Origin of the sequence: Pseudomonas sp. PvP028, assembly GCF_017832255.1 — a bacterium.
GTDB classification, from domain to species: Bacteria; Pseudomonadota; Gammaproteobacteria; order Pseudomonadales; family Pseudomonadaceae; genus Aquipseudomonas; species Aquipseudomonas syringae.
This window is the reverse complement of record NZ_JAFIBL010000001.1, coordinates 745,223-769,248: the sequence shown is the minus strand read 5'-3', so window position 1 is coordinate 769,248 and position 24,026 is coordinate 745,223. Positions and strand designations below refer to the sequence as shown.

The following is a 24,026-nucleotide window of genomic DNA, read 5'->3' as shown; positions in this document are numbered from 1 at the left end:
CGCATGAGCGACTCCCTTGACCTCAGCCTGGATGGTGTAGAACGCCGATCATTGGCGGACTTCACCGAACAGGCCTACCTCAACTACTCCATGTACGTGATCATGGACCGTGCCTTGCCGCATATCGGTGACGGCCTGAAGCCTGTTCAGCGACGCATCATCTACGCGATGAGCGAGCTGGGCCTTGGTGCCGACGCCAAGCACAAGAAGTCGGCGCGTACCGTCGGCGACGTGCTCGGCAAGTTCCACCCGCACGGCGACTCGGCCTGTTACGAAGCGATGGTGCTGATGGCTCAGCCGTTCAGCTACCGCTACACGCTGGTGGACGGGCAGGGCAACTGGGGTGCGCCGGATGATCCCAAGTCGTTTGCGGCCATGCGCTACACCGAGGCGCGTCTGTCGCGTTACTCGGAAGTCCTGCTCAGCGAGCTGGGTCAGGGCACTGCTGACTGGGTGCCGAACTTTGACGGCACCCTGGACGAACCTGCGGTGTTGCCGGCACGTTTGCCGAACATCCTGCTCAATGGCACCACCGGTATCGCCGTCGGTATGGCGACTGATGTGCCGCCGCATAACCTGCGCGAAGTCGCCAGTGCCTGCGTTCGCCTGCTGGACGATCCCAAGGCCACGGTTGCCGAGCTGTGCGAGCACATTCTGGGGCCGGACTATCCGACCGAAGCGGAAATCATCACGCCGCGTGCCGACCTGCTGAAAATCTACGAGACCGGACGTGGCTCGGTGCGCATGCGTGCGGTTTATCGCATCGAAGATGGCGACATTATCGTCACCTCACTGCCGCACCAGGTATCCGGTGCCAAGGTGCTGGAACAGATCGCCGCGCAGATGCAGGCCAAGAAGCTGCCGATGGTTGCCGACCTGCGCGACGAGTCGGACCACGAGAACCCTTGCCGTATCGTGATCATCCCGCGCTCCAACCGGGTTGAGCTGGACGAGCTGATGCAGCATCTGTTCGCGACCACCGAGCTGGAATCCAGTTATCGGGTGAACATCAACATCATCGGTCTGGATGGCAAGCCGCAGCTCAAGAACCTCAAGACACTGCTGGGCGAATGGCTGACGTTCCGTATCGGTACGGTGCGTCGCCGCCTGCAATTCCGCCTGGACAAGGTCGAGCATCGTCTGCACCTGTTGGACGGTTTGCTCACGGCTTACCTGAACCTCGATGAAGTGATTCACATCATCCGTACCGCCGAGCATCCGAAGGCGGAGCTGATTGCGCGTTTCGATCTGTCGGAAATTCAGGCCGATTACATCCTCGACACCCGTCTGCGTCAGTTGGCGCGTCTGGAAGAGATGAAACTGCGCAGCGAGCAGGACGCCTTGCGCAAGGAGCAGGCCAAGCTTCAGGCGTTGCTGGGCAGCGAGTCCAAGCTGCGCAAGCTGGTGCGTGCCGAGCTGATTGCCGACGCGGAAACCTATGGCGACGACCGTCGTTCGCCCATCGTTGCCCGTGCCGAAGCCAAGGCGCTGTCTGAAAACGAATTGATGCCCACTGAGCCGGTGACTGTCGTCCTCTCGGAAAAAGGCTGGGTACGCTGTGCCAAGGGCCACGACATCGATGCTACCGGGCTTTCCTATAAAGCCGGGGACGGTTTCAAGACCTCGTCCATCGGCCGCTCCAATCAGTTCGCCGTGTTCATCGACTCGACCGGGCGCAGCTACTCGGTTGCGGCCCACACCCTGCCATCAGCGCGAGGCCAGGGCGAGCCGCTGACGGGCAAGCTGCAACCGCCACCGGGTGCGACCTTCGAGTGCGTATTGCTGCCGGAAGATGATGCGCTGTACGTGATCGCATCGGATGCCGGTTATGGTTTTGTCGTCAAAGGCGAAGACCTGCAAGCCAAGAACAAGGCGGGCAAGGCGCTGCTGAGCCTGCCTGCCGGGGCGAAAGTCATCCTGCCTCGCCCCGTGCCTGATCGTGAGCAGAACTGGCTGGCGGCGGTGACCACCGAAGGCCGCCTGCTGGTGTTCAAGATCAGCGATTTGCCGCAGCTGGGCAAAGGCAAGGGCAACAAGATCATCGGTATTCCGGGTGAGCGGGTAGCCAGCCGTGAAGAGTATGTGACTGATCTTGCGGTGATCGGACAAGGCGCTACGCTGGTACTTCAGGCGGGCAAAAGAACGCTGTCGCTGAAACCTGAAGACCTCGAACATTACAAGGGGGAACGTGGCCGACGAGGCAATAAACTGCCAAGGGGCTTCCAGAGGGTCGATGCATTATTGGTGGAAAATAGCTGAAAACATTGATCTAGCACCAAGGTTCTTCGTTTTGCCATGAAGTACGATGCATAATCGCTGGAGTCATGGTGCATATTCACGGATGATATGGGGTCTTGGGGTGCATGCGTGGCTCAGTGCCTGCATGGGTCTTGAAAGTACTTATACTGTGGCTTGTCTCTGGACGGCCACCTGGATGGGATGATGAATTTTCTACGCCTTCCCTTGATCCTGCTGATGACTGGCGTTCTGGGTCTGGCTGGTTGCAGTGTGCACCAGCCGACCGCGCTTTATCAGCTCGATAGTGGTGAGCCTGGTCAGCCGAAACAGAGTAGTGGTCTGGCAGTACTGCTGGGTCCTGTTTCGGTGGCCGACTATCTGCAACGCGAAACCCTGCTGCAACGCCAGCCTGACGGTACCCTGACCGCCTCGTCCGATGGGCGCTGGGCAGGTAACCTGTCTTCGGATATCGACCAGCTGCTGTTGCGTCAGCTGGCCTGGAAGCTGGACAGCCAGCGCGTCGTCATGGCGCCCGCAACGGCCAGCTTCACGCCCGATGTTCAGGTCGTGCTGTCCATCACTCGCCTGGACTCCGGTGCCAAACAGCCCGCAGTACTGGACGCACAATGGCGACTTGTGGACCGCAAAGGCCATGTGCGTGACAGCCGACTGGTCCACCTGGAACAAGTCCATGCCGGCAGCTCTGCCGATCAGGTCAAGGCCCAGGGTATGCTGCTGCAGCGCCTGGCTGATCAGGTCAGCACGGCCATCAAGCCGATTTCCTGGCAGGCGCTCGAAGAGCCGAAAAAAACACCTGTTGCCAAGGCCAAAGAGCCTGACAAGCCAAGAATTCCACTGGCGTCCCCTATACGCACCGATCTTGAAGTGTTCCGCTTCTAGGATCGGCCCAACAAAAAGCCCGCAGCGATGCGGGCTTTTTGTTGGGCGCTCATCTCTGGTTCCCACACCTAGGCGTTCCTGACGCGCCGCACCGTCAGGATAGGACGCAGAGCGTCCAGAATGGCATGCCCACGCTGGAGCATGGGCACGAGGGAGGAGTGAGCGGAGGAGGCGATCAGGCCTTGTTGGATTCGTGCATGCGCGCCAACTGGCGTTCGAGCATCGACGGGTAGGGCTCCATCAGGCGTTCTACGCAGCAGGCACCTTCCGGACTGGCAATCGGGCGGATGCGGGCGCGTTGGCGGATCAGCGGGTCGTCGTTGATGCGGCGCTCGACCAGCAGCAGGTTGCGACTGTGCTGAGACAGTGCCAGTGCATCCTGCGCGGTTTCGGTCAGCAACAGATCGATCTGGCTCAGACCACTCAAGCCTTCGCCCAGCGTCAGGCCCAGTTGCAGTTGCAAGGTGATGCCGCTGTCGGCCACCTCGATCTGCAAGGCATGACTGAGTGCGCGCAACAGCTCGCCGCAGCAGATCGCGTTGGTCAGGTAGTCATCACCGCTTTCGTGGCTATGGAACAGCATCAGCGTGCTGCCGTCATTCAGCGTGTGCAGCTCGCTTTCATACAGCGAAGCGGCCTGATCGAGGCAGTCACGGTAGCGTTGCAGCAATTCGGTCAGGCGTGCGCGGGGCAGGCGGCGCAATTGATCCTGCGCACCGAGCTGCACGGCCAGCACTGCGCTGTTGTGCGGTTCGACCGGCGCTGCCGAGGCAGCCACCGGGCGAACGGCTGGCGAGTTGTCCGATTGGTCGCGCAGATCGGCGAACGGATCCTCGTCATCGTCGTCTTCATCTTCTTCGGCAACGATGCGGCGCTGCACAGGTGGTGCCGGCAAGCGCGGTTTTGCTTCGCTGCTGCGTGCCGAAACTTTTGGCGCGGGCTTCTCTTCCGGCTCCAGATAAGGATCTTCGCTGTCGTCTTCCTCGCCTTCATATTCGGGCTCGGGCAGCGGTTCTGGCTCCGGCACAGGCGGCGCGAACGAGGTACGCAACTGCCGCGCCAGATCGCCGATTTCATCCTGGCGATCTGTGGCTGGTGTGTACGGGTCAATATTCCGTAGCCAGATACGCATCTGCATCAGTGGCGTGGAGATATGGCGACCAAGGCGCAGGCTCAGGGCCAGCGCAAGGGCCAGCAGGATGCCGGCCAGAATGCCCATGCTCTGCAGACTGATGGTCAGCGGCTGCTGGAACTGCGACATGTCGAGGCTGATGCGCAGATGGCCCGCCATCATGTCCTGGAACGTGATCTTGATTTCATACAGACCCTGAGCTTCCCCCAGTAGCCCGTTTTTCGGGCGCTGGCCGGCCTCCGCGAGGATGCGGTTATCCACACTGTAGATAGCGGCATGCGCTACCAGCGGATTCTTGACCAGATTACCCAGCAGCACGTTGAGACTGAGGATGTCGTTGGACACCAACAACTCGGTAGCCGAGGTGGCGGTCTGGGTGGTCAGGGCCTGCCCCAGCGCATCAGCCTGTTCATGCATGGCCTGCTTGAACTGCAGGCCCATGACACCGGCGTAGATCACCAGCGCCAAAGCGACCAGGATCACGTTATGGCTGGCAATGCGCAAAGCGATCGGTACACGGCGATGACGCAGGGCACGAAAGATGAGCAGGAAGAAATTATCGGTTTTAACGGGCGTGGGCCGGTTCACAGAGCACGGCTCTTTCGGTGAAGTTGTCGCGCAGTATAACGAGCGACCCAGTGGCGGCAAAGCGCTGCCTGTGCCCGGTGGTCACTGAATGTGGTTAGAATGCGGTTTTTTTCCACTGCGGGGGTGCGCCTTGCGCGAAATCGTCCTGATTAACATCACTGGTGTCGACCGTCCCGGTCTCACTGCGGCCATCACCGGCGTCCTCGCCCAAGGTGGCGTGAACATTCTCGATATTGGTCAGGCGGTGATCCACGACACCCTGTCGTTCGGCATCCTGGTTGAAATTCCGGATACCGTGCAGGGATCCTCGGTGCTCAAGGACATTCTGTTCACCGCCTACAAACTGGATCAGCAAGTCCGTTTCACGGCGGTGTCCGAAACCGACTATCAACACTGGGTCGAAGGCCAGGGCAAGGCGCGTCACATCGTTACGCTGCTGACCCGCAAGGTCACGGCCGAGCAATTGCAGTGCGTCAGCGCCATCACTGCCAAGTATGGGCTGAATATCGATCAGATCGATCGGTTGTCCGGTCGCATGCCGCTCGACACTCCGGCCGACAAGGGTAAGGGCTGCATCGAGTTCACCGTGCGCGGCGAGCCTGCCGACCCGAAAGCCATGCAGGCCGAATTCCTCGCGGTTGCCCAGGATCTCAACGTCGATATCGCGTTCCAGCAGGATTCGCTGTTCCGCCGAAACCGGCGCCTGGCGGTGTTCGACATGGATTCGACCCTCATCGAGGCCGAAGTCATCGATGAACTGGCCAAGGCTGCGGGCGTCGGCGAGCAGGTTTCCGAGATTACCGAGCGTGCCATGCGCGGCGAACTGGATTTCAGCGAAAGCTTCAAAGAGCGTCTGGCCCTGCTCAAGGGGCTCGATGTGAGCGTGCTGGATGAAATCGGCGCGTCTCTGCGCCTGACCGAAGGCGCTGAAACGCTGTTCTCCGAGCTCAAGCGGCTGGGTTACAAGACGGCGATTCTGTCGGGTGGCTTCACCTATTTTGCCAAGCAACTGCAAGCGAAGCTGGGCATCGATTACGTCTTTGCCAATGAACTGGAAGTGGTTGACGGCAAGGTGACCGGCGTAGCCGTCGAGCCGATCGTCAATGCGCAGCGCAAGGCCGATCTGTTGCGCGAACTGGCCCACAAGGAAGGGTTGAGCCTGGAGCAGACCATCGCGGTCGGCGACGGTGCCAATGACTTGCCGATGCTGGCGATTGCCGGACTGGGTGTAGCGTTCCGTGCCAAGCCTTTGGTCAAACAATCGGCCAAACAGGCCATTTCGACGCTGGGACTCGATGGCGTGTTGTACCTGTTGGGTTTCCGCGACCGCGAAGGACAGCACTGACGCTGGGGCCGTCGTGGTCTGCCCCTGATGGCGATGGGGCAATCGCGACGGCTGCTGCAGTGATCGCTACAGCGTGCCCCACAAGGAATCGAATTCCTGATCCGGCCTGGCCTTTTCGATCTCGGCGGCTTTCGGGGCGTCGTACATCTGATACTCGAACTGATTGTAACTGGCGCTGCTGACCTGCCGATTGCTCAGTGATGCGCGGCGCTCCTCACCGTTGACGTTGATCATCACCTTGTTGCCCTCCTGAAACGGCAGGCGCGGAGCAAGCACGGTGGGCGGTTTTCCCATGGCACGTACTTCGGGCAGCATCAGGGTTCGCAGATACTGGCTGTTCTGCTGTTCGCGAATCAGCTGCATACCGCACGGCAGGGCAAACGGGGCGATCAGTTCGATCCCCATCTGTGTGCCGCCGCTGCGTACCTGACGGATCCAGCGCACCATGGCAATGCTCCAGCCCTGGCCTGCGTCATCCTGAATACCCACCAGCTCGCCAGCCTGCAATTGCTGAGGCACGTCCTTCTGCCACGCCAGGCAGTAACCGCCCGGACTGTGGTTGACAATATTCAGGTCGAAGGTCGGAAACGTGTGCTGGTTGTTGGAAAGCGATTCGCTGTCGCCGTCATTTTTCGGGTATTCGATCTCTTCGTAGGGCAGCAGAACGGATGAGCTCTTGCCGCGCTGCGTATCAAACGCCGAGGCCCACGGATCGTCCACCTCATCATTGGCCATCTTCAACGAAAAACTCGCTGCACTGGTGGCGCTGTTCAACTGCAACAGCTCGCTGAACGACTTCTGGCCCGCGACATAGAAATGCAGCGCGCTCATGCCGATGCACAGTCTCAGCGTGCCCTTACCAGGCGTGCGTTGAAAGGTGCGTTCGGCCACATCGCCCCAGGCGACCGCCAGATGTTGCAGCAGGTCGGTGTTGATGCCAGTTGGAATCAGCAGCGGCGAGGGCGTGCGTTGGTCATCCGGCAGGGCCAGGTACTGATTGATCGCTTCCGCCAGCGCGAAGGTATTGATACCCAGCAGCCGAGGCGATTGTTCGTCGCTGAACAGTGTGCGATACAGCGGCGGTTTGTCGACCGTCGGGTCCAGGGCGAAGAGGCTGCTTTGCGTGGCAGGCGACTGCAGCTTTACCAGCGGGCTCCAGGCCTCCAGCGCATCGGCCAGTTTGCCGATGTTCAGTTGGCGCATCTGATTGCAGCGCGAGCAGCCCATCAGCAGCGCGATCACGTAGGTCTGTTCCACGCTCAACACCTTGCTGTGATGGGCCAGGGGTTCTTCGACCGGCGTGTTGTGTAGCTGGTACTGACGGGCAATCTGGTAGATCTGGTGCAGTTCGAGCCACAGGCCGTCCTGAACGGGACAGTAAAGCTGGTTGGCGCGAATCAGCGGCCCGTTCAGCCCGTGCAGTGCGCGTTGCAGCGCCATACTGAACAGCCCGGCCTGGTCTCGCGTGTAGCGCGAGGCGACCTGCTGAATGATTTGCTTGTAACCGGTCGCCAGATGGTTTTGCAGTGCCTGGCAGAGGTTGGCAACCTTGCGTGGTCGCTCGTCCAGCACAATGGCCTGATTGAGAAAGTGACGTTCGAGGTGCTTGCAGACGAAGTACACCTCGGGCCGCAGTAGCTCGAGCAGTTGCAGGCGGTTTTCGCTCGGGGTGATCAACTGGTTCAGCTCGGTCAGCCCTTGATAGAGCTGGCGCGCCATTTCTCCGAGGTTTGCCTTGGGCAATCTGGAGATCCAGCGTTTGAGGTCGCGGGGGTTGGTTTCACTGAATGTCAGGCTCGACTGCGTTGGCGTGGGGGCACGCAATAGCAGAGGGAGGCTAAAATTACTCATGTGACAGGCAAGCTCCAACAACTCACTGGCGCGGACGATGGCTTCATAGGGGGCCGAGGTTATCGCGCACCCGCGATGTGCCGAGCATACGCCCATGAAAGTGCGAAGTATCCTACAGTATCAATCGGACGACTTTACCAGTATCGACATCGCTTCGCAGCAGTTATGGCTCTAAGCCATTACCGTCCGGCGGCACGTTGCATGAGCGCCACTGTCCATCATCGGACACTCATGCATCGAGGCTCAGGCCGCCATCATGCCTGGGCCGGAACAGCCAGTGCCTGGCCCATTTGAACCTTGGAGCCAGCGGTCAGTTGTTCGGCCCATTTCACCTGACCTGGACCGAACAGCACGATGGCGGTAGAGCCCAGCTTGAACCGACCCATTTCGGCACCTTTTTCCAGGTGGATCGGTGCACGCGCCGCTTCGTCGTAGCTGAACGTCTTAAGTTCACGCTTGGGCGGCGTGACCAGCCCGGCCCATACCGTTTCGACAGACGCCACAATCATCGCGCCCACCAGTACCACTGCCATTGGCCCGCGCTCGGTGTCGAACAGGCAGACCACTCGCTCGTTACGGGCGAACAGCTCGGGTACGTTTTCGGCCGTGGTCTGGTTGACCGAGAAGATGCGGCCCGGTACGTAGACCATCTCGCGCAGCGTGCCAGCCAGTGGCATGTGTACGCGGTGATAGTCCTTCGGCGACAGGTAAACGGTCGCGAACTCGCCGCCCATGAACGGCGCTGACAGCTTGGGATCACCGCCGAGCAGTTCGAGCACGCTGAAACTGTGGCCCTTGGCCTGGAAGATCCGGCCGTGGTCGATGGAGCCCAACTGGCTGACGGCACCGTCGGCTGGCGAAAGAATCGCGCCCGGAGTGGTATCGAGCGGGCGGGCGTCGGCTTTCAATGCGCGGGTGAAGAACGCGTTGAAGTGCTCGTAGGACGTCAGGTCTTCGACCAGTGCCTGCGACATGTCTACCTGATAACGGCGCGCAAACCACGCGGTGAAAGCGTTTTTGAACCAGCGTACGCGGCACTCGGCAACGCAGCCTGCCAGTCGGGACAGCAGGTGGTGCGGCAGCAGGTACTGGCTGATGATGAACAAGCGGTCTTTCATTGAAGGTCCTGAGGATGAGTGTCCTGAATATTTCTGTGAGGTCCGTCCCGGTTCGGTGGCGCGGACCGGTTCGACGCGTTCGGCTGGTGCTGGCTGCGCAGGCGCGACGGGTTGCGCAAGCTCGACTGCCTCGACTGCCTCGACTGCCTCGACGGGCGCGGCGGCCACATCCGGCAGTTCTACCGGTGTCTCCGGGTGATTGCCCCATTCGCCCCACGAGCCGGCATAGGCCTTGACCCTTGGATAGCCCAGCGCCTTGGCCACCAGATAGGTGAAGCCCGAACGGTGATGGGTCTGACAGTGCGTGATGATTTCCTTGTCAGGCGTGATGCCCAGGTCGCGTAGGATCTCTGGCATGTCCTGGCGAATACGCAGGTTGCGCGCCTTGTCCATGCCCGCCGTCCACTCGAAATTGACGGCGCCGGGTATATGCCCGCCTTTGGCCGCGACCACTTTTTCGCCCGAATACTCGGTCGGCGCGCGAGCATCCCAGATCGCCAGGTCTGCGGCGCCCAGACGGCTTTGCAGGTACTCACGCGTGGCGGTAGGTTCGTCGTGCAGCGTCAGCGTTACCGGGGCATCGGCAGCAGGCGGAACGTCGGTGCTCAGCGGCAGCAATTGCGCTTCCCAGGCCAGCAGTCCACCGTCCAGATAGTGATAACGGCTGTGGCCGATGACATCCAGCAGCCAGATGAAACGCCCGGCCCAGCCGCCGCCTTCGTCATCGTAGACGACATACACGGCGTCGGGATTGTGGCCCAGCTCGCCGAACAGTTGCTCAAGGCTGGCAGTGTCGGGCAGCAGGCCGGGGGCAGGAGGCTTGCCCAGTTGCGTACGTTTCGGATCGACGAAGCGGGCACCGCGAATGTGCCCGGCTTCGTAGCGAGCGCTGCTGGTCAGATCCACGAGGATCAGTTCCGGGGCGTCTAGACGCTCAAGCAGATCGTTGGGTTCGATGACCAGCGACAAGCCAGTGAATGCGGACATTTGCAGCCTCCGATGAAAGGAAAGGGGCGAATTGTACGCCAGGCCTCAGGCTTTGCGATGACTAAAGATGCCCAGTGCCCGTTCAATACATTGCGCGGTTTTTCCGAATGCCTGAACGGAAATTTCCGACAAGGCCCCGCCGCCTTGGTCGGCGACCACCAGCAGCATGACTTTGCCGTTGTTGCTCAGCGAGCGGATCAGCCAGTGCTGGCCGCTGAACAGGGTTTTCAGCTGTGGGGGCAGCAGCGCGGCAAATTGCGCACTGTTGGCGGGTGTCATGCGTAACTGCGTCGGCTGGGTCAGCAGGCGTTGCAGCACGGTGCTTTCCTTGATGAACAGCTGCAAGGTTGCGGCGTCCTTCGGCAGCCCGGCAGTCTGATTGACGCGTAGCACCGTCGACGTCTTGTCCAGCATCAGCAGCATGACCCGCTCCATGCCACACGAGATAAACGCATCGCGCGCCGAGGTGGTCAGGTGCATGGCATTGATGAACGGGCTGGGATCCTGCAGCAGCTCGGCGCATTGCTTGCGCCACAGTTGCAGGGCGTCGGCCGATGGCGGCGGTGCAGGTTCGTTGTCGCGCCTTACGCGGCGTGCGTCCCACGGCCAGATCAGCGATTCAGCCGGGTGCCAGAGGTCTTTTTCCGCGTGGATGCGGGCGCTGCTGGCGGCATTCTGGTGCGCCTGTTGCTGTACTTCGCTCATCGACTGTTGCAGGTACAGGCTGGTCAGCCGTTCCCAGCGCAGGCAGTGCGGGCTGTTCCAGACCTGTTGTGCGGCCAGCGCCAGGCCGTTGCCCAGCAACACGGTATTGGCGGGCTGGTTCAGCCAGCGGCGCAGGTTGGGGTCGTCGTCCATGAGTTGTTGCTGCTGCAGCGGGCTGTTGTCTTCGCGGGCGATGCGCAGCGCCTTGGCCAGATCGCGTCGCTCGTTGATCAACAGTTTATAGCCGCGCGTGACCCAGATCGGCAGACGCCAGAACTCGGCGAGTGCCAGGCACAATTCCAGCAGGTTTACGCCGAACAGCTCTTTTTCCACTGCAGCGCTGGAATGGCCCTTGTGGATAACCCGCAGTTCCAGTTCTTCAAGCAGCTTCGGATAGGCCAGCGCCATTGGCCAGAGCGGCGACAGAAACAGCAGGCTGCCCATGTGGATGTCCTGCCAGAGTCGCGCAAGGCGGCTGGCAAACAGACCGTTGGCCTGTTGCGTGGCGTGCTGGCTGACCAGAATCAGCTGGCGATAGGCCGCAGGAATTTCTTCGGGCGGCTTGGCCGGCAAACGGCCCAGAAGGACTTCGGTACGCGCCAGCCCCAGGCGGTTGATCGCAATCTCGAGGCTCTCGGCCTGCTCGGTCAAGCCGTGGGTGTGATGGTTGGCCTCGCGCATCACGCTGAGCACCAGCGCAGGACTTTCCTGCATCATTTCGGCAATTTCACGCAGCGACCGACGACTGTCGTTCAGTGCGGCGCGGACGTGCCCATGATTAATGGCAGGGACCGGCAACGCGATGCCGTCAAGCAGTTTGACCCAGGCATCCAGCGTCTTCGGAACGAGGTGATGTGCTGCGTGTACTGTCGGCATTCGAGGGCCTGTGCGGCTGATTATCTGAGCTGGGAAACCGCCAGTGTACGGGGTGCTGAGGCCATTTTCCTCCTTTTATGGAGGCGCATAAATGGGTTTTTCAAAAGAACCGGCTATAGTCTGGCCCAGTTAGGCCGATAAGGAGAAGAAGAGATTCAACAACTTCCGGACTGTCCCTGAACCCGACTCAGTAAAGTATTTTTTCCTATGGCTAAAATCATCGGCATCATTGTCGTTCTCGCAAGTGTCATCGGCGGATATGTGCTGTCCCATGGCAAGGTCATGGCGCTGTTCCAACCGTACGAGGTCTTGATTATCGGCGGTGCTGCACTGGGCGCGTTCCTCCAGGCCAACCCTGGCTACATGTTCATGCACGTGTTCAAGAAGTCGCTGAAGATGTTCGGTTCGCGCTTCACACATGCCTATTACCTCGAAGTGCTGGGGCTGGTGTACGAAATCCTCAACAAGAGCCGCCGTGAAGGCATGATGGCGATCGAAGGGGATATCGAAGACGCTGCCTCCAGCCCAATCTTCGCCAAATACCCGGGTGTGCTCAAGGATGAGCGCATGACTGCGTACATCTGCGACTACCTGCGCATCATGTCGTCCGGCAACATGGCTCCCCATGAGCTGGAAGGTCTGTTCGACATGGAGCTGCTGAGCATGAAAGAAGACCTCGAGCATCCATCCCACGCCATTACCGGTATCGCTGACGGTATGCCCGGCTTCGGTATCGTGGCTGCGGTACTGGGTATCGTGGTGACCATGGCGTCGCTGGGTTCCGGCGACAAGGCTGCGATCGGTATGCACGTAGGTGCGGCGCTGGTCGGTACGTTCTTCGGTATTCTCGCGGCTTACGGTTTCTTCGGTCCTCTGGCCACCAGCCTTGCGCATGATGCCAAGGAAGAAATGAACGTCTACGAGGCCATCAAGGCGTCTCTGGTTGCCTCGGCCTCCGGCATGCCGCCTTCGCTGGCTGTCGAGTTCGGCCGCAAGGTTCTCTATCCGCTGCATCGCCCCAGCTTCAGCGAGCTGGAACAAGCGGTTCGCGGTCGCTAAGTCATGGAAAATAATCAGCCGATTATCATCAAGCGCGTAAAGCGCTTCGGTGGCGGACATCACGGCGGTGCCTGGAAAATCGCGTTTGCCGACTTCGCGACCGCGATGATGGCGTTCTTTCTGGTGCTGTGGCTGATGTCGTCTGCCACCCCCGAGCAGTTGCTCGCGGTCGCCGGTTATTTCAAAGACCCGGTCGGCTTCTCGGACAGCGGTTCGCCGTATGTGATCGATCTGGGCGGTTCGCCGGAGATGTCGCCAAACCAGACGCTGAACCCTGAGGTTCAGACCACGCCGTCGCCGGATACGGTGCCGATCGAAGCGGAAAATGCCGAGACCAAGGCTGAAGCAGTGGAGCAAGAGCGTCTGGAGATGCTGCTCCAGGAACTGCAGAACAAGGTCCAGGAAAATCCGCAACTGCAGAAGTTCAAGGACCAGATTCTGTTCGAGATCACTCAGGACGGTTTGCGTATCCAGATCATGGATGCCGAAAACCGGCCGATGTTCGACTCGGGCAGCGCGCGCCTCAAGCCTTATTTCGAAGACATTCTGCTGGCCCTGGCGGACACTATCAAAAGCGTGCCAAACAAGGTCAGTATCAGTGGCCACACCGATGCAACGCCTTTCGTGGGCAGTGGCGGGTTCGGCAACTGGGAGCTTTCGGCCAACCGTGCGAACGCTGCACGCCGTGCGCTGGTAGCCGGCACGTATCCGGACTCGCAAGTGGCCAGGGTAGTGGGGTACGCGTCGTCTGCTCTTTATGACCACCAGAACCCGACCAACCCGATCAATCGCCGCATCGATATCGTGGTGCTGACCAAAAAGGCCCAACACCGCATCGAGGGCGATCAGAACTCCGGTGGTGCGCCAGTCACACCTGCCGCGCCAGCGCCAGCGCCTGCGACACCCGCGGCTCCGGCGGTACCTGCTGCTCCGGGGGCTTCGACAGCGGCGCCGCCCGATCCGCAGGCCTACGCCCAGCCGCACGAGATCCGCCAGAAGCTGAACATCTTTGACGATGGCAAGTTGCGGGTCGAGCCGGCCCAGAACTGAGCGGTAATCGATACAAAAACGCCGCGATCATCGCGGCGTTTTTGCGTGCGGCGTTCGGTCTTCAGTAACTGTCTTGCGGCAGGCTGGCAATGATCGAGCGGTAGCTGTTCATGCGCTGCTGTTGCACACGGCCGTCCTCAAGACCCTTGAGCAAGGCGCAGCCCGGTTCGCGGTCATGCTTGCAGTCACGAAAGCGGCAGGTACCGATCAGATCGTTGAACTCGATGAAACCTGCCTCTACGTCGGCACGACTGACGTGCCCCAGGCCGAACTCCCGGATGCCCGGCGAGTCGATCAGATCGCCGCCGCGCGGGAAGTGGAACAGGCGGGCGGTGGTCGTGGTGTGTGTGCCCTGACCGGAAACTTCGGACAGCGGACCGACCCGAGTGTCCGTTTCCGGCAACAGGCTGTTGACCAGCGAGGACTTGCCGACGCCGGACTGGCCGACGAACACGCTGATGTGCCCATCAAGCTGGCTTTGCAGGCTCTGCATGCCGTCACCGTGGTGTGCGGACACTTCCAGCACCGGGTAACCCAGCGTGCGGTAGACCGCCAGCAGCGCATTGAGCGCGGGCGCATTCTGCTCGTCGATCAGGTCGGCCTTGTTGAGCAAAAGCAACGGACGAATCCCGGCATGCTCGGCGGCCACCAGATAGCGGTCGATCAGGTTGGCATGTGGCTCGGGCATCGGCGCGAAGACGATCACGATCAGGTCGACGTTGGCAGCCACAGGCTTGAGCTGGCCGCGTGAATCCGGGCGGCGCAGTTCGGTGGTGCGAGGCAGTTGCGCGACGATGACGCCAATGCCCTGATTGCCGGCGCGCCATACCACGCGATCACCGGTCACCAGCGCAGGCAGGTTGGCGCGCAGGTGGCAGCGAAAGACCTGACCGGTCGCTTCGCCTTCCTGGGCCTCGACTTCGACTTGCACGCCGAAGTGAGCGATCACCAGGCCCGTCTGTTCCGGGCCGAGGTCGCCACCCTCGAGTGTTTCAAGCGTAGCGGACTCGCGTTTTGCCGCGCGGGCAGCACGCTCGCCCTGAATTTTTTCGATGCGCCAGTTCTGACGACGATTGAGTTGGCGTTTGGCCATGGGTGTTCCGATGTGATGTAACCGATGAATTAGGCAGTACGATGGATCGGCAGGAGTCTAGCACGGCAGGGTGAGCTAAACTGCGCGCCTACGCTGAGGAGTCGACACATGCAGAACAAGCAGAACCTGATCTGGATCGATCTGGAAATGACCGGTCTGGACCCTGATACCGATGTCATTATCGAAATGGCCACGATCATCACCGATAGCGAGCTGAACACCCTGGCCGAAGGTCCGGTGATCGCTGTGCATCAGAGCGACGAGACGCTGGCGAAAATGGACGAGTGGAACACTCGCCAGCACGGCGGTTCGGGCCTGACCCAGCGCGTGCGGGAAAGTACCGTCAGCATGGCTGAAGCCGAGGCGCAGACCCTTGAGTTCATCAAACTGTGGGTGCCAGAGCGCAGTTCGCCGATCTGTGGCAACAGCATCTGCCAGGATCGCCGCTTCCTGTATCGCCACATGCCGACGCTGGAAAACTACTTCCACTACCGCAACCTGGATGTCTCGACCCTCAAGGAACTGGCTGCGCGCTGGTCTCCCGAGCTGAAATTCAAGAAAGGCAGCACCCACCTGGCGCTCGACGACATCCGCGAGTCGATTGCCGAGCTGCGCTTTTATCGTGAGCACTTCATCAAGGCCTGATCGAGACTCGCGCGTGCAGTGAATAATCTTCGTTGCACTCTTTCAGTGCGTTGGTCGGCTGGTTAGACTGCGCGCCTTTGTCGCAGAGTCGCCGCCATGTTGCTGATGCTTTATTTGATCGCTATCACTGCTGAAGCCATGACGGGAGCCCTGTCTGCGGGGCGACGCGGGATGGACTGGTTCGGCGTGGTGCTGATTGCCTGCGTCACGGCGCTGGGGGGCGGGTCGGTGCGCGACGTGCTGATCGGTCATTACCCGCTGACCTGGGTCAAGCACCCGGAGTATCTGGTTCTGACCAGTGTGGCGGCGCTGGTGACGATCTTCATCGCGCCATTGATGCGTCACCTGCGCTCACTGTTTCTGGTGCTCGACGCACTGGGGCTGGTGGCCTTTACCCTGATCGGCTGCATGACCGCGCTGGAGGCCGGGCACGGTCTGCTGATCGCGTCAGTCTGCGGCGTGATCACCGGGGTTTTCGGTGGCATCCTGCGCGACATCTTCTGCAACGACATCCCGCTGATCTTTCGGCGCGAGCTGTACGCCAGCGTGTCGTTTCTGGCCGCGTGGTGTTTTCTGCTGTGCCAGTACCTGCAGTTGCCGAACGAGCAAGCGGTGCTGATCACCCTGTTCGGCGGCCTGCTGCTGCGCCTGCTGGCGATTCGTTTCCGCTGGGAAATGCCCAAGTTTGTCTATAAAGACGAGCCTTGAAGAGGGGGAGAAGGCCACGAGCGGTATGCCCAAGCCAGTCTTGTGGGAGGCAATGTTGTTCAGTCATAACCATGTAGGAGCGAGCCGGGCCACGCGTCGCTTGCGCGCGAAGGCTGACTGACAGAGGCATAAATCTCCGGCGATTGTCCCTGCCTCTTCGCGAGCAAGCTCGCTCCCACACCAATATCCAGGGGGTACCTTTAAAGCGGCGCCACGCCGTGCCTCTGCAGCGCCCATTCCACGTGTTCCCTGACCAGTTCCGAAGGATAGTCGCGCCGTGCTTGCAGGGCCTCGATCACCGGGATGGTAGAGGGCGCATTGCCCAGCCCCACGGCCAGATTGCGTAGCCAGCGCTCATAACCCGCCCGGCGCAGTGGCGAGCCTTCGGTGCTGCCGAGGAATTTCTCTTCATCCCACAGAAACAGCTCGGCCAGCCCGGCGTTGTCCAGATTATGACGCGGCTGAAAGTCGCTCTGCTCGGTTGGCCGGGCGAAGCGGTTCCACGGGCAGACGATCTGGCAATCGTCACAGCCGAACACCCGGTTGCCGATCAATGGCCGCAACTCTTCGGGGATCGCCGTCTTCAGCTCGATGGTCAGATAGGAAATGCAGCGCCGCGCGTCCAGCACGTAAGGGCCGATAAACGCGGCGGTCGGGCAGATGTCCAGGCAGGCTGTACAGCGACCGCAATGTTCGGTCGCATGAGGTGCGTCGACCGGCAACGGGATATCGACAAACAGCTCGCCGAGAAAGAAGAAGCTACCCGCCTTGCGATTGAGCACCAGCGTGTTCTTGCCGATCCAGCCCAGCCCGGCCTGTTCGGCGATGGCCTTTTCCAGCACAGGCGCGCTGTCCACGAAGGCCCTAAAGCCAAACGGTCCGATGGCTTGCTGAATACGCTCGGCCAGTTGCTGCAGGCGCTTGCGGATGAGTTTGTGATAATCACGGCCCAGCGCGTAGCGTGAGACATAGGCTTTTTCCGGCTCGGTCAGGCGCTGCGCCATCTCGGTGTCGCCCGGCAGATAATCCATGCGCAGCGACACCACGCGCAGCGTTCCCGGCACCAGCTCATCGGGGTGGGAACGTTTGCTGCCATGGGCTGCCATATAGTCCATTTCCCCGTGATAGCCTGCATCGAGCCAGCGTTGCAGATGCTGCTCGTGCTCTGCCAGGTCCAGGCCGCTGATCCCGACTTCCTGAAAGCCCAACTCACGCCCCCACGCCTTGATTGAAACGGCAAGGGCGGCAAGATCATCGGAAGTGGGAACTACAGCAGTAATAGCGGACATGCGCAGAGAGAAACCGGGGCCAAGGTGCGTATAATTCTGCCAGACATCGGAGCCCATAGACGCATGTTCGACACTAAACCTCATTTACCCGACGCGCTGTACAGCGCTGCGCAGGTCCGCGACCTCGACGCACGGCTGATTGCGGCCGGTACACCCGGCCTGGAATTGATGCTACGCGCTGCGCAAGCGTTGTGGCACACCTTGCTTCGGCGCTGGCCGGAGGCCAACGAGCTGACCGTCTTGACCGGGCGTGGCAACAACGCCGGTGACGGGTATCTGGTGGCTGCCATGGCGCACAAGGCCGGCTGGCAGGTCAGGGTGCTGGCCGTCGGCGATCCGGCCGCACTGACCGGTGATGCGGCGGCGGCGCATGCTGCGGCTTTCGGTATTGATATTCAGGCATGGGCCGGGCAGCCGCTGGCCGGTGTCGTGCTGGATGCCTTGCTCGGCACCGGGCTCGAAGGCAAGGTGCGCGAGCCCTATGTCTCGGCCATCAACGCTATCAACGACAGTGGTCTGCCCGTCGTGGCGGTGGATATTCCGTCTGGCTTGAGCGCAGATACCGGCCAGACGCTGGGTGTCGCGGTGCGTGCCGATGTGACCGTTACGTTCATCGGCCTCAAAGTGGGGTTGTTGACGGGCGATGCGGCGGATCTGGTAGGTGAGCTGATTTTCGACGACCTGCGTACAGACCCGGCGTTGGTGGCGCAGGCGCCGTTCAGTGCGAAGCGCCTCGATAAACACAACCTGCCGCAACTGGCAGCACGCCCGCGAACCGCCCATAAAGGCCTGTTTGGCCGGGTGCTGGTCATTGGTGGCGATCACGGTTTTGGTGGCGCAGCGTTGCTCAGCGCCGAAAGCGCCCTGCGCAGCGGTGCAGGCATGCTGACGCTGGCGACAAGGCCCGAGCATGTTCCGGCCGCCCTGACGCGCATGCCGGAGATCATGAGCGCGGCGATTCATTCGGCCAACCAGCTGATGGGCTTGATCGAGCCAGCCAGCGTGTTGGTGGTCGGTCCTGGACTGGGCCAGGCGGCCTGGGGGCGCAGCCTGCTGTCGGCGGCTGCCAATGCGGATCGTCCGCAGGTGTGGGACGCCGATGCGCTGAACATGCTGGCCGCCGGGCTGGTCAGCCTGCCCAAAGGCAGTGTCATCACCCCGCATCCGGGCGAGGCGGCGCGGTTGCTGGGCGTGGGCATCAAGGACGTTCAGGCTGACCGGGCTGCTGCAGTGCGGGCGCTGGCGCGTAAATTCGATACGGTTTGTGTGCTCAAAGGCTCCGGCAGCCTGATTGCCGATGCCAGCGGGCAACTGGCGCTGTGCGACCGCGGTCATCCGGCCATGGCCACCGCGGGGCTGGGTGACGTGCTGGCCGGATTGACCGGCGCGCTAATGGCGCAGCATCTCAAGCCTTTCGACGCGGCCTGTCTGGCCGTGTGGCTCCACGCAAGCGCCGGTCAGACAGTCGGTGAGTGCGGTCGAGGGCTGGCCGCCAGCGATATTATTCCTGCCATTCGTCAGTTATTGGAGGAGCTGCAACCGTGTCTGATTTAACGCTGCATGTGGTGGGCGAAGAGGCAATGATGGATTTTGGTGCACGTCTGGCCAAGGTCACTGAAGGCCTTGGCGTCATCTTTCTGGATGGCGATCTGGGCGCTGGAAAAACCACGCTTTCGCGGGGATTGATTCGCGGCTTCGGGCATGTCGGGGCCGTCAAGAGTCCTACTTTCACGCTGGTCGAACCTTACGAAATCGGCGCGATAAAGGTGTTTCACTTTGACCTTTACCGGCTGGTCGATCCGGAAGAACTCGAGTACATGGGCGTGCGTGATTACTTCGACGGCGACGCACTTTGTCTGATTGAATGGCCCCAGCGTGGTGCAGGCTTTTTGCCAAAGCCTGACCTGACCATTACCATTGGGCCGCACGGAGAAGGTCGGTCCGTGATATTGAGCCCGCTGGGCTCGCGTGGCGAACGTTGGTGTGCCACTTTGGCTTTGGAATTCAAATAGATATGGGGTTAGGTATGCGCATGCGCGCGCTGGTTACTGTAGTTGGTCTGCTGTTGATGGCCCTGGCTGTCGAGGCGGTTGCCGCTACGCAAGTACGAAGTGTCCGCTTATGGCGTGCGCCGGATAACACGCGTCTGGTCTTCGACCTGACTGGGCCGGTCCAGCACAGCCTGTTTACCCTGACTTCGCCTGACCGTCTGGTGATCGATATCAATGGTGCGACGCTTGGCGGCCCCTTGAACGTACCGACGGCCAATACGCCGATCAGCAGCATGCGTTCTGCGCAGCGCACGCCTACCGACCTGCGCGTGGTCATCGACCTGAAAAAGGGTGTGACCCCGAAGAGCTTCACGCTGGCGCCGAATCAGCAATACGGCAACCGTCTGGTGGTCGACCTGTACGACAACGCCGCCGATGCCAATCCGACACCTGTGATTCCCGACACCGCAGCCAACACCGCGCCCGCTGTTCCGGTCAGCCCGGCCAAGCCTGAAATCAAGCTGACCCCGGTGCCGAACGGCAAGCGCGACATCGTCGTGGTGATCGATGCCGGGCACGGCGGGGAAGACCCTGGTGCCTCGGGCGGTGCCGGTCAGAAAGAGAAAAACGTGGTGCTGTCGATTGCCAAGGAGTTGCAGCGCCAGGTGAATGCCGAGAAAGGCTACCGCGCCGAACTCACGCGCACCGGCGACTACTTTATTCCGTTGCGAAAACGTACCGAGATCGCCCGCTCCAAGGGCGCCGATCTGTTTGTGTCGATCCACGCCGACGCCGCGCCGTCCTCCGCTGCGTTCGGCGCATCAGTGTTCGCCCTGTCCGATCGGGGGGCTACTTCCGAAACCGCACGCTGGCTGGCGGACAGTGAAAACCGTTCCGACCTGATTGGTGGTGCCGGCGCGGTCAGCCTCGACGACAAGGACCGCATGCTCGCGGGCGTGTTGCTGGACCTGTCCATGACCGCGTCGCTGTCTTCGAGCCTGAACGTTGGCCAGAAGGTATTGAGCAATATTGGCCGCGTGACCTCGCTGCACAAGTCACGTGTCGAGCAGGCGGGCTTCATGGTGCTCAAGTCGCCGGATATTCCGTCGATTCTGGTGGAAACCGGCTTTATCTCCAACGCCAATGAGGCCAACAAGCTCGGTTCTGCGTCGCATCAACAGGCGCTGGCGCGTTCGATCACGTCGGGCGTCAAACAGTTCTTCCAGCAGAACCCGCCGCAGGGCACCTATATCGCCTGGCTGCGTGATAACGGCAAGCTGGCCCAGGGGCCGCGCAATCACGTCGTTCGTTCCGGCGAAACCCTGGCCATGCTCGCCGCGCGCTACGACATGAACATCGCCACTTTGCGCAGCGCCAACAATCTGAAGTCCGATGAATTGAAGATCGGCCAGGATCTGCGTATTCCAAGTTCCGAGGTGGCGACTCAGTAATGACCGATCTCCTGCTCGACGGCGCCGAAGCCGATAACGCTCAGACTGCCCTGAACGCAGCACGCATCGAACTGCTCAGTCCGCGTCTGGCCAACCAGATTGCAGCGGGCGAAGTTGTCGAGCGTCCGGCTTCGGTGATCAAGGAGCTGCTGGAAAACAGCCTCGATTCCGGCGCGCGGCGCATCGATGTCGACGTCGAGCAGGCCGGTATCAAACTGTTGAAAGTGCGTGACGATGGCGGCGGTATCTCTTCGGACGATCTGCCATTGGCGCTGGCACGCCACGCGACCAGCAAGATTCGCGACCTGGAAGACCTCGAGCGGGTCATGAGCCTGGGGTTTCGCGGCGAAGCGCTGGCTTCGATCAGCTCCGTGGCGCGCCTGACCCTGACCTCGCGCACCCGCGACGCCGATCAGGCCTGGCAGGTCGAAACCGAAGGTCGTGACATGGCGCCCCGCGTGCAGCCGGCCGCGCATCCGGTAGGCACCTCCGTTGAAGTACGCGACCTGTTCTTCAACACGCCCGCCCGGCGCAAGTTTCTGAAAGCCGAAAAAACCGAATTCGATCATTTGCAGGAAGTCATCAAGCGCATGGCGCTGGCGCGTTTCGACGTGGCCTTCCACCTGCGTCATAATGGCAAGACCGTGCTGAGCCTGCATGAAGCGCATGACGACACCGCCAGAGCGCGACGTGTCTCGGCGATCTGCGGGCCGGGCTTTCTGGAGCAGGCGCTGCCCATCGAGATCGAGCGCAATGGCCTGCATCTGTGGGGCTGGGTCGGGTTGCCGACTTTCTCGCGCAGCCAGGCCGACCTGCAATACTTCTTCGTGAATGGCCGGGCAGTGCGCGACAAGCTGGTCGCCCACGCGGTGCGTCAGGCGTATCGCGACGTGCTGTTCAATGGCCGTCATCCGACCTTTGTGCTGTTCTTCGAGGTCGATCCGGCCGCTGTGGACGTCAACGTTCACCCGACCAAGCATGAAGTGCGCTTCCGCGACGGGCGCATGGTGCATGACTTCCTGTATGGCACCCTCTACCGTGCGCTGGGCGATGTGCGCCCTGAAAATCAGCTGGGTGGCAGTGTGCCGGTTGTCGCCGAGGCCCGCCCGAGCGGACCTGAAGCGGGTGAGTTCGGGCCGCAGGGTGAAATGCGTCTGGCCAACAATGTGCTGGAGCAGCCCCAGGGCGAGCCGTTTTCCCGGCCTGCTGCCGGTGGCGGCGCTGGCAGCGGTTATCAGTATCAATACACGCCTCGGCCCACCGCTGGCGTGCCGGTGGCCGAAGCGCAAAGCGCTTACCGTGAATTCTTCGCGCCGCTGCCCAGTGCCGCGCCCGCGTCGCTGCCTGAATCGCCCGGTGACATTCCGCCGCTGGGTTATGCGCTGGCGCAGCTCAAGGGTATCTACATTCTTGCTGAAAACGCTCACGGCCTGGTGCTGGTGGACATGCATGCCGCTCACGAGCGGATCATGTACGAGCGCCTTAAAATAGCCATGGCCAACGAAGGCCTGAGCGGCCAGCCATTGCTGGTGCCCGAATCCATCGCGGTCAGCCAGCGTGAAGCGGATTGTGCCGAAGAGCACCTTGCGACTTTCCAGCGCCTGGGCTTCGAACTGCAGCGGCTCGGCCCGGAAACCCTGGCAATCCGCCAGATCCCCGCGTTGCTCAAACAGGCCGAAGCCAATCGGCTGGTCAGCGACGTACTGGCCGACCTCATGGAATACGGCACCAGCGACCGGGTGCAGGCGCACATGAACGAGCTGCTCGGCACCATGGCCTGCCACGGCGCGATTCGCGCCAATCGGCGTCTGGCCATCCCGGAAATGAACGGCCTGCTGCGTGACATGGAAAACACCGAGCGCAGCGGGCAATGCAACCACGGTCGTCCTACCTGGACCCAGATGGGTCTCAATGACCTGGATAAATTATTCCTGCGCGGTCAATGAATGAACGCTTTACCTCCGGCCATCTTTCTCATGGGGCCTACTGCTGCAGGCAAGACCGACCTTGCGATAGAACTGACCAAAGTGCTGCCCTGCGAGTTGATCAGCGTCGATTCTGCGCTGGTCTACCGCGGCATGGACATCGGCACCGCCAAGCCGTCGAAGACGCAGCTGGCTGAACATCCTCACCGTCTGATCGATATTCTCGACCCGGCGCAAAGCTACTCCGCAGCCGATTTTCGCAGTGACGCCCTGGCGGCCATGGCGGAAATTACCGCACGCGGAAATATTCCTTTGCTGGTCGGCGGCACTATGTTGTATTTCAAGGCTCTATTGGACGGGCTGGCGGACATGCCGGCGGCCGATGCACAGGTCAGGGCGCAGCTTGAGGCCGATGCACAGGCCTTCGGTTGGCAGGCATTGCACGATCAATTGGCGGTGGTCGATCCCGTTTCGGCGGCACGTATTCACCCCAACGATCCGCAACGGCTGATCAGGGCGCTCGAGGTGTATCGCGTCAGCGGAATGAGCATGACGGCACATCGCGAGCAACAAACTGCGCAAAGTACCGAAGCAGCCGCATCAGGGCGCCAGCAATTGCCCTATACTGTCGCGAACCTTGCCATCGCTCCGGCTGATCGCAAGGTGCTGCACCAACGCATCGCGCTACGTTTCGAGCAAATGCTGGATCAGGGGTTTCTGGACGAAGTACTGGCATTGCGCTCAAGAGGTGACCTGCATTCGGGGTTGCCATCGATAAGAGCCGTCGGTTATCGCCAGGTCTGGGATCACCTGGATGGGAAGCTGACGCGGGATGAAATGCAAGAGCGCGGCATCATTGCAACGCGCCAGCTGGCCAAAAGGCAGTTCACCTGGCTACGCAGCTGGGAGGACTTGCACTGGCTGGACAGCCTGGCCAGCGACAATCTGTCGCGCGCCTTGAAATACCTGGGATCGGTCTCCATATTGAGCTGAGTCCCTGCAATAGCCGTCTATCCTTGGGGGGTGGTCGGTCAAGCTAATCGAATTCGATTTTTTATTTTATTGATCCTTAAAG

Annotated in this window: 18 protein-coding genes and 1 pseudogene; 12 read left to right on the top strand and 7 right to left on the bottom strand. The window is 61.1% G+C overall.

Annotated elements, in window-relative coordinates; genetic code table 11:
* Nucleotides 1–3: 3 nt before the first annotated feature.
* Entirely contained in the window at nucleotides 4–2,259 is a 2,256-nt protein-coding gene (parC, locus tag JOE34_RS03510; protein ID WP_003317178.1) for a DNA topoisomerase IV subunit A, read from the top strand.
* 183 nt (nucleotides 2,260–2,442) lie between these two features.
* The gene (locus tag JOE34_RS03505) at nucleotides 2,443–3,138 is read left to right on the top strand and encodes a PqiC family protein (protein ID WP_016567056.1); all 696 of its coding nucleotides are present in this window, start codon (nucleotides 2,443–2,445) and stop codon (nucleotides 3,136–3,138) included.
* Between the two features lie 175 nt (nucleotides 3,139–3,313).
* On the opposite strand, the gene JOE34_RS03500 is transcribed toward JOE34_RS03505, so the two are convergent.
* Nucleotides 3,314–4,858: a histidine kinase gene (locus tag JOE34_RS03500; RefSeq protein WP_209995114.1), complete on the bottom strand. Its 1,545-nt coding sequence runs from the start codon at nucleotides 4,856–4,858 to the stop codon at nucleotides 3,314–3,316.
* 130 nt (nucleotides 4,859–4,988) lie between these two features.
* Between JOE34_RS03500 and serB the strand changes: the two genes are divergently transcribed.
* Entirely contained in the window at nucleotides 4,989–6,203 is a 1,215-nt protein-coding gene (gene serB, locus JOE34_RS03495; protein ID WP_046265986.1) for a phosphoserine phosphatase SerB, read from the top strand.
* A gap of 66 nt (nucleotides 6,204–6,269) precedes the next feature.
* Here serB and JOE34_RS03490 read toward each other — a convergent pair whose 3' ends face one another.
* The 4 genes and pseudogenes from JOE34_RS03490 to JOE34_RS03480 all read right to left on the bottom strand — a co-directional run bounded on the left by JOE34_RS03490 (nucleotide 6,270) and on the right by JOE34_RS03480 (nucleotide 11,740).
* Complete coding sequence (locus JOE34_RS03490) at nucleotides 6,270–8,054, bottom strand: molecular chaperone (protein ID WP_209995113.1); 1,785 nt, start codon at nucleotides 8,052–8,054, stop codon at nucleotides 6,270–6,272.
* Between the two features lie 254 nt (nucleotides 8,055–8,308).
* Nucleotides 8,309–9,172, bottom strand: a complete 864-nt coding sequence (asd, locus tag JOE34_RS25775; RefSeq protein WP_003317183.1) for an archaetidylserine decarboxylase — start codon at nucleotides 9,170–9,172, stop codon at nucleotides 8,309–8,311.
* A gap of 174 nt (nucleotides 9,173–9,346) precedes the next feature.
* A pseudogene (locus tag JOE34_RS25770) lies at nucleotides 9,347–10,159 on the bottom strand (rhodanese-like domain-containing protein); the annotation flags it as partial.
* 45 nt (nucleotides 10,160–10,204) lie between these two features.
* On the bottom strand, nucleotides 10,205–11,740 hold the full coding sequence (locus JOE34_RS03480; RefSeq protein ID WP_046265988.1) for an HDOD domain-containing protein: 1,536 nt from the start codon (nucleotides 11,738–11,740) through the stop codon (nucleotides 10,205–10,207).
* A 207-nt stretch (nucleotides 11,741–11,947) separates the two neighbouring features.
* Between JOE34_RS03480 and motA the strand changes: the two genes are divergently transcribed.
* Both motA and motB read left to right on the top strand, forming a co-directional pair.
* Nucleotides 11,948–12,799: a flagellar motor stator protein MotA gene (motA, locus tag JOE34_RS03475; protein WP_003342993.1), complete on the top strand. Its 852-nt coding sequence runs from the start codon at nucleotides 11,948–11,950 to the stop codon at nucleotides 12,797–12,799.
* 3 nt (nucleotides 12,800–12,802) lie between these two features.
* Entirely contained in the window at nucleotides 12,803–13,849 is a 1,047-nt protein-coding gene (gene motB, locus JOE34_RS03470; protein ID WP_161421461.1) for a flagellar motor protein MotB, read from the top strand.
* A 61-nt stretch (nucleotides 13,850–13,910) separates the two neighbouring features.
* Here the strand turns inward: motB and rsgA are convergent, their stop codons facing one another.
* Nucleotides 13,911–14,942 (bottom strand): small ribosomal subunit biogenesis GTPase RsgA, encoded by a 1,032-nt coding sequence (gene rsgA / locus JOE34_RS03465; RefSeq protein ID WP_003317188.1) that lies wholly within the window; start codon nucleotides 14,940–14,942, stop codon nucleotides 13,911–13,913.
* Nucleotides 14,943–15,050: 108 nt separating this feature from the next.
* On the opposite strand from rsgA, the gene orn reads away from it, so the two are divergent.
* Together orn and JOE34_RS03455 are read left to right on the top strand one after the other, a co-directional pair.
* On the top strand, nucleotides 15,051–15,587 hold the full coding sequence (orn, locus tag JOE34_RS03460) for an oligoribonuclease (protein WP_003342999.1): 537 nt from the start codon (nucleotides 15,051–15,053) through the stop codon (nucleotides 15,585–15,587).
* Between the two features lie 96 nt (nucleotides 15,588–15,683).
* Nucleotides 15,684–16,295: a trimeric intracellular cation channel family protein gene (locus tag JOE34_RS03455; RefSeq protein WP_003343002.1), complete on the top strand. Its 612-nt coding sequence runs from the start codon at nucleotides 15,684–15,686 to the stop codon at nucleotides 16,293–16,295.
* Between the two features lie 200 nt (nucleotides 16,296–16,495).
* Here JOE34_RS03455 and queG read toward each other — a convergent pair whose 3' ends face one another.
* Nucleotides 16,496–17,584 (bottom strand): tRNA epoxyqueuosine(34) reductase QueG, encoded by a 1,089-nt coding sequence (queG, locus tag JOE34_RS03450; protein WP_003317191.1) that lies wholly within the window; start codon nucleotides 17,582–17,584, stop codon nucleotides 16,496–16,498.
* Between the two features lie 63 nt (nucleotides 17,585–17,647).
* Between queG and JOE34_RS03445 the strand changes: the two genes are divergently transcribed.
* Genes JOE34_RS03445 through miaA form a run of 5 tightly spaced genes read left to right on the top strand, consistent with a single transcriptional unit; the run spans nucleotide 17,648 to nucleotide 23,944 of the window.
* A complete protein-coding gene (locus JOE34_RS03445) occupies nucleotides 17,648–19,138 on the top strand; it encodes a bifunctional ADP-dependent NAD(P)H-hydrate dehydratase/NAD(P)H-hydrate epimerase (RefSeq protein ID WP_074955247.1) in 1,491 nt (496 codons plus the stop codon).
* Nucleotides 19,126–19,596, top strand: coding sequence for a tRNA (adenosine(37)-N6)-threonylcarbamoyltransferase complex ATPase subunit type 1 TsaE (gene tsaE / locus JOE34_RS03440; protein WP_003317192.1), 471 nt, complete (start codon nucleotides 19,126–19,128; stop codon nucleotides 19,594–19,596). Before JOE34_RS03445 ends, tsaE begins: the two co-directional genes overlap by 13 nt.
* 2 nt (nucleotides 19,597–19,598) lie before the next feature.
* The gene (locus tag JOE34_RS03435; RefSeq protein WP_198702760.1) at nucleotides 19,599–21,026 is read left to right on the top strand and encodes an N-acetylmuramoyl-L-alanine amidase; all 1,428 of its coding nucleotides are present in this window, start codon (nucleotides 19,599–19,601) and stop codon (nucleotides 21,024–21,026) included.
* Nucleotides 21,026–22,972 carry a DNA mismatch repair endonuclease MutL gene (mutL, locus tag JOE34_RS03430; protein ID WP_024664972.1) on the top strand — a complete coding sequence of 649 codons (1,947 nt, stop codon included), beginning with the start codon at nucleotides 21,026–21,028 and terminating at the stop codon, nucleotides 22,970–22,972. The genes JOE34_RS03435 and mutL overlap by 1 nt, the downstream gene beginning before the upstream one ends.
* The gene (gene miaA, locus JOE34_RS03425; RefSeq protein ID WP_003393538.1) at nucleotides 22,973–23,944 is read left to right on the top strand and encodes a tRNA (adenosine(37)-N6)-dimethylallyltransferase MiaA; all 972 of its coding nucleotides are present in this window, start codon (nucleotides 22,973–22,975) and stop codon (nucleotides 23,942–23,944) included.
* Nucleotides 23,945–24,026: the final 82 nt, after the last annotated feature.